This window comes from Chloroflexota bacterium, from assembly GCA_018829775.1.
GTDB lineage: Bacteria > Chloroflexota > Dehalococcoidia > Dehalococcoidales > RBG-16-60-22 > E44-bin89.
Map to the genome: position 1 here is coordinate 1 of JAHJTL010000046.1, position 9,613 is coordinate 9,613.

The 9,613-nt window shown below is 55.6% G+C and carries 9 protein-coding genes; 4 read left to right on the forward strand and 5 right to left on the reverse strand.

The features are described from left to right. Nucleotides 1-102: 102 nt before the first annotated feature. Both secD and KKD83_04615 read right to left on the reverse strand, forming a co-directional pair. A complete protein-coding gene (gene secD, locus KKD83_04610) occupies nucleotides 103-1,425 on the reverse strand; it encodes a protein translocase subunit SecD (protein MBU2535432.1) in 1,323 nt (440 codons plus the stop codon). Nucleotides 1,426-1,437: 12 nt separating this feature from the next. Next, nucleotides 1,438-2,928 carry an HD domain-containing protein gene (locus KKD83_04615; protein ID MBU2535433.1) on the reverse strand — a complete coding sequence of 497 codons (1,491 nt, stop codon included), beginning with the start codon at nucleotides 2,926-2,928 and terminating at the stop codon, nucleotides 1,438-1,440. 107 nt (nucleotides 2,929-3,035) lie between these two features. Between KKD83_04615 and KKD83_04620 the strand changes: the two genes are divergently transcribed. From KKD83_04620 to KKD83_04635, 4 genes are all read left to right on the forward strand, one after another. Then, entirely contained in the window at nucleotides 3,036-4,340 is a 1,305-nt protein-coding gene (locus KKD83_04620; protein MBU2535434.1) for an MFS transporter, read from the forward strand. Between the two features lie 10 nt (nucleotides 4,341-4,350). Next, nucleotides 4,351-5,160: a Sir2 family NAD-dependent protein deacetylase gene (locus KKD83_04625; protein MBU2535435.1), complete on the forward strand. Its 810-nt coding sequence runs from the start codon at nucleotides 4,351-4,353 to the stop codon at nucleotides 5,158-5,160. Between the two features lie 64 nt (nucleotides 5,161-5,224). Beyond that, nucleotides 5,225-6,217, forward strand: a complete 993-nt coding sequence (meaB, locus tag KKD83_04630; GenBank protein MBU2535436.1) for a methylmalonyl Co-A mutase-associated GTPase MeaB — start codon at nucleotides 5,225-5,227, stop codon at nucleotides 6,215-6,217. A 46-nt stretch (nucleotides 6,218-6,263) separates the two neighbouring features. Continuing rightward, on the forward strand, nucleotides 6,264-7,409 hold the full coding sequence (locus tag KKD83_04635; protein MBU2535437.1) for an acyl-CoA dehydrogenase: 1,146 nt from the start codon (nucleotides 6,264-6,266) through the stop codon (nucleotides 7,407-7,409). 27 nt (nucleotides 7,410-7,436) lie between these two features. Here the strand turns inward: KKD83_04635 and KKD83_04640 are convergent, their stop codons facing one another. The 3 genes from KKD83_04640 to KKD83_04650 all read right to left on the reverse strand — a co-directional run. After that, entirely contained in the window at nucleotides 7,437-7,853 is a 417-nt protein-coding gene (locus KKD83_04640; GenBank protein MBU2535438.1) for a Zn-ribbon domain-containing OB-fold protein, read from the reverse strand. A 28-nt stretch (nucleotides 7,854-7,881) separates the two neighbouring features. Continuing rightward, nucleotides 7,882-9,060 (reverse strand): propanoyl-CoA acyltransferase, encoded by a 1,179-nt coding sequence (locus KKD83_04645; protein ID MBU2535439.1) that lies wholly within the window; start codon nucleotides 9,058-9,060, stop codon nucleotides 7,882-7,884. 63 nt (nucleotides 9,061-9,123) lie between these two features. After that, nucleotides 9,124-9,613 (reverse strand): (Fe-S)-binding protein (locus KKD83_04650; protein ID MBU2535440.1); only part of this gene is annotated, 490 nt, incomplete at its 5' end.

Genomic DNA, 9,613 nt, shown 5'->3' on the forward strand with positions numbered 1-9,613 from the left:
AACTCAATACCCATTTTCAGGCCGAAGGTCAGCAGGGAGATAATCCCGATGAGGATAATCCCTCCCGATATCAGAAAGAACCGAAACCTTTTGCCGATAATGTCAAACATTTCTTTTACCCACCGATACGCTGAAAAGGTGTGTTTTCTTCGACAGGGGACCGCCGACGAACAGGCGCAGCATGGTGCGGGTCACCACGATGGCGGAGAACATGCTAACGGCAACACCGATACCCAATGTAACAGCAAAACCTTTTACCGCTGCCCCACCGACAATGCTATTCCCTACCCAGAACAGTATGATACATACAATAAAAGTGGTAATATTACTATCCCGGATGGCGTTCCAGGCGCGGTTGAAACCGGCTTCGATAGCCGCCCCGAGAGTACGCCCGGTGCGTATTTCCTCCTTCATCCGCTCGAAGATGAGCACATTGGCATCCACCGCCATGCCGATGGAGAGAATAAAACCGCCAAGCCCGGCTAACGTTAGAACAACACCAAACAGCTTGAATACGGCTAATACGACAGCGCCATAGAATACCAAAGCAAGACAGGCCAGAAAGCCGGAAACGCGGTAGTAGGCCATCATGAAGAGCATCACCAGTATGATGCCGATGATGCCCGCCTTCACGCTCATATCGATAAAATCGGCACCCAGAATGGGAGAGACGGTCTGGTCGTAAATCGGGGTCAGCGGCAGCGGAATGCGCCCGGCATTGAGCAGCTGGGAAAGCTCCTGTGCTTCATTCAGGCTCAGGCCTTCAATCTGTCCGCTTTCAGAAATCTTGGAGCGGACGATAGGGGCAATCGGCTCACCGTCGTCACCAAGCAAGGGTTCCCCGCTGAGGAAAATGCCCAGCGGCTCCCCAATGAGCCGGCCGGTAACCTCCTCAGATATCTGCTTCCCCTCGCTATTCCACTCGAAAATAAGCAGCACCTCGCCGAATTCACCAGTTCTGACATAGGCATTTTCTCTGAAGTAGGAACTGTTAAGCTCCTTTTCCTGTCCGTTTATTATAGCTGTAGCCGGTATCCATTCCTCCTCCCCATCCCCCTTTATTTTCGACTCGCGGAATTCGATGAGCGCCGTCTGACCGATGAGTTTCTTTGCCTTATCAGCCTCGCTGATACCTGGCAGGTCCACAAGGATGCGGTCAGCGCCCTGCCTCTGAATCACCGGCTCGGTTACCCCGAGTATGTTGATTCGCCGCTCGATGACGGCAACGGCACCAGCCATAGCCTCGTCCTCTGTTCCCGGCTCTACTGTAGAGAAGTCGGCCTGATAGACCATGTGGATGCCGCCCCGCAGGTCAAGGCCCAGGCGCATTGCCTCCCGACCCCACAGCGGATAGATGAGGGCCATAATGGCAAAGGCGAAAAGGGCCATGACTATGGATACGGTAATCAGGTTTTTCGTGGTCATTTTCCTATAACGCTACTTATCCTTTGGCAAAGTGATATTCAGGGTATGCTCAATATAGTTCAAAACTTCATCTCGCGTGGTCACCTCTCCGGCCGCCTGTGCCTCACGTATCGCTTCAAGTATCTCCGCGAAGCGTGGCCCCGGACTCAAGCCGAAAATATCGATTAAATCGTGACCATCAACGAGCTTCGGTGGTACGGTCAGCTTCTCTTCCTCTGCGTGTTTGGCCAGCACGTATTCCACAACTTCCGTGTGCTCCCGCCAGTGAGCCAGGTCCAGATGTTTTCCCCTCGCGGCCAGATGGTCGGCCAGGCTGAGGAAAAGGATATCAATCCCAGCCTCTCCAGTATCCCGGAAATAGCGGTAAATCGCCCGATTGGTCGGCAGTCCTTCCTGACTCATCTGCGTTGGCCGGAGGTGGTACTTCACCATCGCCTCCACCAGCTTTATCTCTCTGGTGCTGAACCTCAGCCTCTCCATAATATCGGTTACCGTGAGGGCTCCCTCACCGGGATGACCGAGAAAACGCGTCCGACCGCTCTCCTCAACCGTCCTGGTCTGCGGTTTGGCGATATCGTGCAGCAGCGCCGCCAGTCTAAGCAGCGACTTTCTCGTGCTGCCGTAACCAACCTCACGCGAAAAGTGCTGTGCCAGTTCCTCCGACCAGGGAACGGCTTCCAGGGCTTCCCTGACAGCATACTCCCAGTCTCCCTCCCTCAGTAGAAAATCGACCGCCTTCACTGTGCGTAGCGAGTGCTCAAATACATCCCAGTAATGCTCCTTTGGTTGTGTTACCCCTTTTGTCTGTGCCAGCTCGGGGAATATATTGCCCAGCAGCCCCAAACCTTCAAGGTAAGCGAGGTGCTGTCCGCTGCGTGGTAAAACCTGCAGCCGGAGAAGTTCTTCCCTTACCCGCTCGCCGGCTACATTGCTTATCAGATGAGCATATTTCTGGACGAGCGACTCGGTATCTTCCTGTATTTTGAAGGAAAGCTCAGCCGATAGACGGACCGCCCGCAGGAGACGGACCGGGTCGGCGACAAAGGCCGACTCGCTTACCACCTTTATAACGCCATTATTGAGGTCTTCCTGCCCGCGGAGCGGGTCGATGAGCGGCGGCGACTGTGGATGACGAATTAGTTCTTCCAGCTCAATGGCCATGGCATCGATGGTAAAGTCCCGCCGCGCCAGGTCCTGCTCGATGCCGCCCTCAATTGTGGAAAAATCGAGCGCCCACTTTCTGTCCTCGACGATGAACACCACCCTGCCTACCCTGTTCTCTTCATCAAGGGGGATGTATTTGCCCCCCAGTTCGTCAGCTATTTCGGCAGCCACTTCGAGTGCATTGTGAGCCACGGCAATGTCGATATCTTCCACCCCACGCCCGAGCAGCAGGTCACGCACCATGCCGCCGGCAAGATACGTGGTTATCCCCCGGGCGGCAAGATAGTGATGAACTCGGGTCAACAGGGACAGAATGTCTGGTGCAATCGATATTTTCACTTCCGACGTCACTAAAGAGTACATCCGTTAAATGATACTGGAAGCAGCGTATTTTATCAAGTCTGGCTCGCTTGACGCTGGCCGCCGAAGTTGTTTAAGATGGGCCAATGGCAGTCAGACGTCCTCGGTTTTCTTATGCGTGGGTTATTGTGGGCATCATCATCGTCAGCATGACGCTCATTTATGGCATCAGGCATTCCTTCTCCGTCTTTTTCCCCTCCATTCTGGAAGAGTTCGGCTGGAGCCGCGGCAGTACCGCTTTCATGCTTTCCCTGAACCTGCTCGTTTATGGTTTTGTGGCGCCATTTACGGGCAGTCTTGGAGACCGCTGGAAACCACAGCGTGTCATGCCTATCGGCCTTATCATTCTGGGTCTGGCAACGGCGGGATGTGCCTTTGCCCGGGAACTATGGCATTTCTATTTGCTTCTCGGCGTTGTTGCACCAATCGGTATGGCCTCCGCCGGCTGGCCTCTGCTGGCTCCGACGCTGGCAAACTGGTTTGCCCGCAAGCGTGGTCTGGCCATGGGACTCGCTCAGACAGGCGCCGGCCTCAGTTTCACCTACGGCATGTACGCCGAGTTCGCCATATCGCAGGTGGGCTGGCGTTACGCCTACTTTGTCCTGGCGGGCACGCTGGGTGCCGTACTCCTGCCGCTCTATCTCCTCTTCTTCCATTTCCGACCGGAAAACAAGGGACTGAAACCCTACGGAGCGGAGGAACTGGCAACGGCCAGGGATGAAACACCGGACGTGTCTGAGACCAACCACGCCATGTCACGCGACTGGACACTCAGGCAGGCAATGGGCACCTACCAGCTCTGGTTCCTGATGCTGACTTACTTCCTCTTCTGGGGCATTGGCACCTATCTGGTAATCTCGCATCAGGTCAAATTTGCCGAAGACGTTGGCTACAGCAGCACTTTTGCCGCCTCAATCTTCGCCCTTTATGGCATTTGCCTGGTTGGAGGGACACTTTCCGCCGGCATATCGGACCTTATCGGCAGGGAGAGGACAATTACGTTCGCCAGTACGCTGATGGTCCTCGCCCTTATAGCACTGGTTTCAGTAAATGACACTTCCCGGCCATGGCTGCTATATGTCTACGCTATATGCTTTGGCTATGGAGGCGGCTTTTTCACTCCCACCATGACCGCCGGCGCGGCGGACATCTTCCACGGGAAGCACTTCGGCGCCATTGCCGGCATACTGCTTACCGGCATGGGAATCGGGGGAGTGATTGGGCCATGGCTGGGCGGCTATATATACGATGTTACCGGAAGCTACACCAGCGCCTTTTCCCTCTGCATGGCGGCCTTCGCCCTCGCCTGCACCGCCTTCTGGATTGCCGCGCCGAGAAATGCAGCTAAATTAAACGCGGAGAGAATGAAAATACCAACACCATCTGGTTAGTGTCATTGCCATGTTACTCAAGAGGGACAAACCGGTAGACAACCAGACTTTGGACCGCCTGGCCGATGGTGCAGCCGACCTGACTATCAAGGCGGAGAAAATCGTGGTCTTCACCGGCGCCGGTGTCAGCACGGAATCGGGCATACCCGATTTCCGCAGCCCGGGCGGCATCTGGGACCGCTTTGACCCCGACGATTTCACCTACCAGAAATTCATCCGTGATGCCAGCGCCCGACGAAAGCAGTGGCAGTTGCTCTGGAAAGAGCGCCTGACGGAGACGGTGAAGCCAAATCCCGCCCACCACGCCATTGCCGAACTTCACAGACTGGGCAAACTCGACTGCGTGATTACCCAGAACGTGGACAGCCTGCACCAGGCCGCCGGCGTCCCCGATGGTAAGGTGTTTGAGCTGCACGGCAGCATGCGCCGGGTGATATGCCTGCAGTGCGGTCGTAAGTATCCCATGTCGGAGATAAAAGAGAGATTATATGCCGGCGAGGATGTCCCCGATTGCCAGTCATGCCACGGCATACTGAAGCCGGACATCGTCCTTTTCGGTGAGGCACTGCCAGATGCAGTCTTTTCGGAAGCAGCACGTCGCGCCGAGCAGTGCGACCTTTTTATCGTCGTCGGCTCAAGCCTGGTCGTTTACCCCGCGGCACTGATACCCGGCTATGCCGTAGATGCTGGCGCCAGGCTGGTCATCGTAAACCTGAGCGAAACGCCGATGGACGACCGGGCAACTATAATCATCAGGGCCAAAGCCGGCGAAGCCATGTCACGTATAATGCAGAAGCTGGCCGAAAAGGGAAACGGTTGAATTGATGTTACTCTTCAACTATAATTTAGTGGCTCGTAAATCCAACGCTTCTTGATACTCATTGATGAAAGCTAGACTTGCCAACAAGGTACTATCTGGAGATACCATCGCCGCCGCCAAGCTCATCAGCGGCATAGCCGACGAAGTGCCCAGCGCCTTCGAGGAGATGAGCCATATCTATCCCCATACCGGAAAGGCGTACATTGTCGGTATTACCGGGTCACCGGGTGCCGGCAAGAGCACCCTGACCAGCAATCTTATCAGCCAGTTCCGTAAAGAGCGCATGACCATCGGCGTTATCGCCATTGACCCCACGAGCGCCTTCACCGGCGGGGCACTGCTGGGCGACAGGGTCCGAATGCAGCAGCACGGCGAGGACAAGGACGTCTTTATCCGGAGCCTGGCCACGCGTGGTTTGCAGGGCGGCCTGGCCAAGGCCGCCATCGGGACGATTCACATCATGGACGCGATGGGCAAGGACATCATTCTAGTTGAGACCGTGGGCTCCGGGCAGATAGAAATAGATATCACCAAAGTGGCCGATACCACTTTATTTGTCATGACACCGGGAGCAGGAGACGCCATTCAGATGATGAAAGCGGGCATCCTGGAAGCCACCGATATTTTTGTCATCAACAAAGCGGACAAGGGAGGCGCTGACATTGTCCAAACCGACCTCCAGGCAATGCTCTCGATGAGGGACTGGCTTCCTGACGAATGGCAACCCGGCATCATCCTCACCGAGGCCATCCATAACAAGGGGACCATAGAACTGGCCGCCGAAATATCAAAGCATCGAGAGTATCTCACCAGCACCGGCGAGCTGAAAAAACGGCAGAAAGGGAGATTGAAGCTGGAACTGATGGAAACGGTGGAAAGATTCGTCAGAGACAGCATTACGAGCATTGACCACGGCGACTACCTGGCCAAACTCATTGATGCCCTGGTCAGGGGAAAAACGAATCCCCAGGCGGCTGCCCAGCAGCTGGTCAATCGTCTGGCCAGTGAGCTTGGCCAGATACAAAACCGCAGTAAAAAACAGCGTAAAACAGCTTGATATGATAGACGAAATCCACAACAATTGACTTCTTTAGGAGGTAGAGATGGATTTTTCCCTCACTGAAGACCAGAAGATGCTCAAGACAATGGTCGCCGATTTTGCCACCAAAGAACTGGAGCCAATCGCCGCCCAGATCGATGAGGAGTCCAGGTTCCCTGCGGAAAGCATCCCCAAGATGGCGGGACTCGGGCTCCCTGGCGTCGGTTTACCCGAAGAGTACGGTGGAAGCGGTGGCGGTGCCACCGAGTTCTGCCTCGTCATTGAAGAAATCTGCCGTGTCTGCGCTGCCACCGGCACCATTCTCCTTGCCAGCTCCGGCCTGACCGGTATACCGATATTCATGCATGGCGATGAAGGACAGAAAAAACGCTTTTTACATCCTATCGCCAGCGGCCAAATCCTTGGCGCTTTCGCGTTGACCGAAGCGGGGGCAGGCAGCGACCCCGCCGCAATGGAGACCACCGCCACACGCAAGGATAACGGGTACATCCTGAATGGCACCAAGATATTCATCACCAACGGTGCCGAAGCCGGCATTATCCTTGTTTTCGCCAGCACTGATAAATCGCTGCGCCACAAGGGCATTTCCGCCTTTATCTTGGAAAAGGATACACCTGGTTTTTCCGTGGGCAAGCACGAGAACAAGATGGGCATACGGGGGTCATCAACCGTGGAGTTGGCCTTCGAGGACTGTTTTGTGCCCGAGGAAAATCGACTCGGCAATGAGGGCGAAGGTTTCAGAATCGCCATCAACACCATAGACGCCAGCCGGGTGGCGGTCGCCGCTCAGGCGCTGGGCATCGCCCAGGGTGCCTTTGACCGGGCCCTGTCGTATGCCAAAGAGCGACAGCAGTTCGGCCAGCCGATTGTCAATTTCCAGGCCATTCAGTGGATGCTCGCCGATATGGCGACGCAGATTGACGCCGCGAGGCTGCTTATCTACCGTGCCGCTTACCTGCAGGACCAGGGACAGCCGTTCATCAAAGAGGCATCAATGGCCAAGGTCTATGCCGCGGAAACGTCCTCATTTGTGACCAATAAAGCCGTCCAGATATTCGGGGGCTACGGCTACATCAAGGAATATCCGGTGGAGCGTTATCTACGAGATGCCAAAATCACCGAAATCTACGAGGGCACATCGGAGATGCAGCGCATGACCATCGCCCGTCAGCTTATGAAGGAAGGATAAAAAGCCCAATCAGGGTTTCGGGCACGTCTAACTTTCCAGGACAAAAGTCGGGCTGGCGCCCTCGCCGGCGGAGTATTTATCGCCGTGGAAAATCCTGGTCTCGGTCATCCTGACCCCTTTGCCCATCACCGCTTCCATGGTTGCCTTCTCCGGGTCAACGCCGATTAGATTTCCCATAATCCAGGGGCCTTCGTCAAGCTCAACCAGCATAATGATATAGGGCACTTCGTCCTCACGCCCCTCGGGAGCAACGTTGCAGGTGGTGAAGGTCTGTATCCTGCCCGTGCCTTTCAGTTCCAGAACCTCCAGCTCCGGGCTGGCACAACTGCGGCACACCATCTTTGGGGGCACGGTCACAGTGCCGCAACTTTTACATTTCAATCCCAGCAATTTGTTCTGCTTCAGCGCTTCGCTGTATTCTTTATAGGTCAGCTTATATTCCATCTTGGCCTCCAAGAGCAAAATAACTGTTTCACCAGCCCCGCTGGAGAATCATATTGACCAGCGTGCAGCCATCCCCTCCCAGGGTATCGGTCATGCCAACTCTGGCTCCCTCCACCTGCCGTTCCGGCTCCACCTCCCCCCTCAACTGCCTGGCTATCTCATAGACCTGCCCGGCACCGGTGGCACCGATGGGATGCCCTTTCGATTTCAGCCCACCGGAAGGATTGATGGCGACCTTGCCGCCGATATCGGCCTCACCCTTCATCCAGGCCTCACCAGACGTACCGAAATCGAAAAAACCGAGGCTTTCCGCGGCAATGAGGCTGGCGATGCTGAAGCAGTCATGCAGCTCGCAGATATCGATGTCATCAGGTTTTAATCCGGCCATATCATAAGCTTGCTTCGCCGATAGCTCTCTCGCCCTGAGCCTGGGAAGGTACTCCTGTTGATTGGCCAGCGGCCCGTTGGAAGCCTGCCCGGTGCCAACAACGAAAACCGGCTTATCGGTCAGCTTTTTGGCAACCTCTTCCGAGGCCAGCACAAGGGCGGCGGCACCATCGGAAAACGGGCAGCAGTCGTGCAGCTGGAGCGGCGTGCTCACCATAAACGAACTCAGCACCGCCTCCACGGTCACTTCCTTGCGCAGGTGTGCCTTGGGATTGAACATGCCGTACTTATAGGACTGCAACGAAACAGCGGCCATCTGCTCTTTCAGCCTGGGCAGCGGTATGCCATACTTGGCCGAGTACAGATGCGCCAGCATGGCGAAGACGGCCGGGAAAGTGATGCCCGAAGGAAACTCGTAGCGGGAATCGCTGAACATGGCAAAGGTGCGCGTGGCCAGCGGTGTCCCCATGGTGGCCGCCCTCTCCACACCGCCGGTCAGAACGATGTCATGGAAACCGGAGGCCACCCACATCCAGGCATCCCGCACCGCCATACTTGACGAGGCACAGGCGCCTTCATAGCGATTGGCCGGCACATTGAAACAGCCGATGTTTTCCGCCGCAAAGGCCTGCACCGAACCCTGCCCCTCGGAAAAATCTCCCAGCACATTGCCCAGGAAAAGGGCCTGAATGTCTTTCGGTTTCAGGTTTGATTCGGCAAGCGCGTCCGCAGCCGCTTCGACAAAGAGCTCAACGCTCGTCTTTTCCTGTTGACCGCTGAATTTCGTTTCCCCCACGCCAACTACCGCAACTTTGCGCATGTCTTCCCTCCTGCTCCGAGTCTCAATATCATACTACTAACTTACAATATTCCCCATATACCGTCAAACGAGCATCGCCTTCACCACCAGCTCGGCGATGTCCATTGCCCTGACCGATTCCCCTGCCCCTTTGGTCTGTATCCCGTCCTCAAACATCTGCAGGCAGTAGGGGCAGGCCGTGGCAATGACCTCAGCCTGTGTTGACAGCGCCTGCTCGGTACGCATCTCGTTGATTCTCTCGCCCACTTTCTGCTCCTCAAGCCAGAGATGCCCGCCGCCGGCACCGCAGCAGAAGCCGTACTCCAGATTGCGCTCCATCTCCACCAGCTTCATGCCATTGAGTCGGTGTAAAATCTGCCGCGGTGCGTCAAAGATAGCATTGTACCGCCCCAGATAACACGAGTCATGGTAAGTCACCACGCCATTCATTTCTTTAATACCCTGCAGCTTGCCTTCCTTGATGAGACCGGCAATAAGTTCGGTATGATGGACAACTTCGAAATCGCCGCCGAATTGTGGATACTCGTGTTTCAGTGTGTTGTAGCAGTGGGGA

What these genes read in the sequence shown, in the direction of transcription:
- meaB (MBU2535436.1), top strand. Translation starts at nt 5,225, where the DNA reads ATGAAAGCTAGACTTGCCAACAAGGTACTATCTGGAGATACCATCGCC.
- KKD83_04640 (MBU2535438.1), bottom strand. Translation starts at nt 7,853, where the DNA reads ATGGAATATAAGCTGACCTATAAAGAATACAGCGAAGCGCTGAAGCAG.
- KKD83_04635 (MBU2535437.1), top strand. Translation starts at nt 6,264, where the DNA reads ATGGATTTTTCCCTCACTGAAGACCAGAAGATGCTCAAGACAATGGTC.
- KKD83_04645 (MBU2535439.1), bottom strand. Translation starts at nt 9,060, where the DNA reads ATGCGCAAAGTTGCGGTAGTTGGCGTGGGGGAAACGAAATTCAGCGGT.
- KKD83_04625 (MBU2535435.1), top strand. Translation starts at nt 4,351, where the DNA reads ATGTTACTCAAGAGGGACAAACCGGTAGACAACCAGACTTTGGACCGC.
- KKD83_04620 (MBU2535434.1), top strand. Translation starts at nt 3,036, where the DNA reads ATGGCAGTCAGACGTCCTCGGTTTTCTTATGCGTGGGTTATTGTGGGC.
- secD (MBU2535432.1), bottom strand. Translation starts at nt 1,425, where the DNA reads ATGACCACGAAAAACCTGATTACCGTATCCATAGTCATGGCCCTTTTC.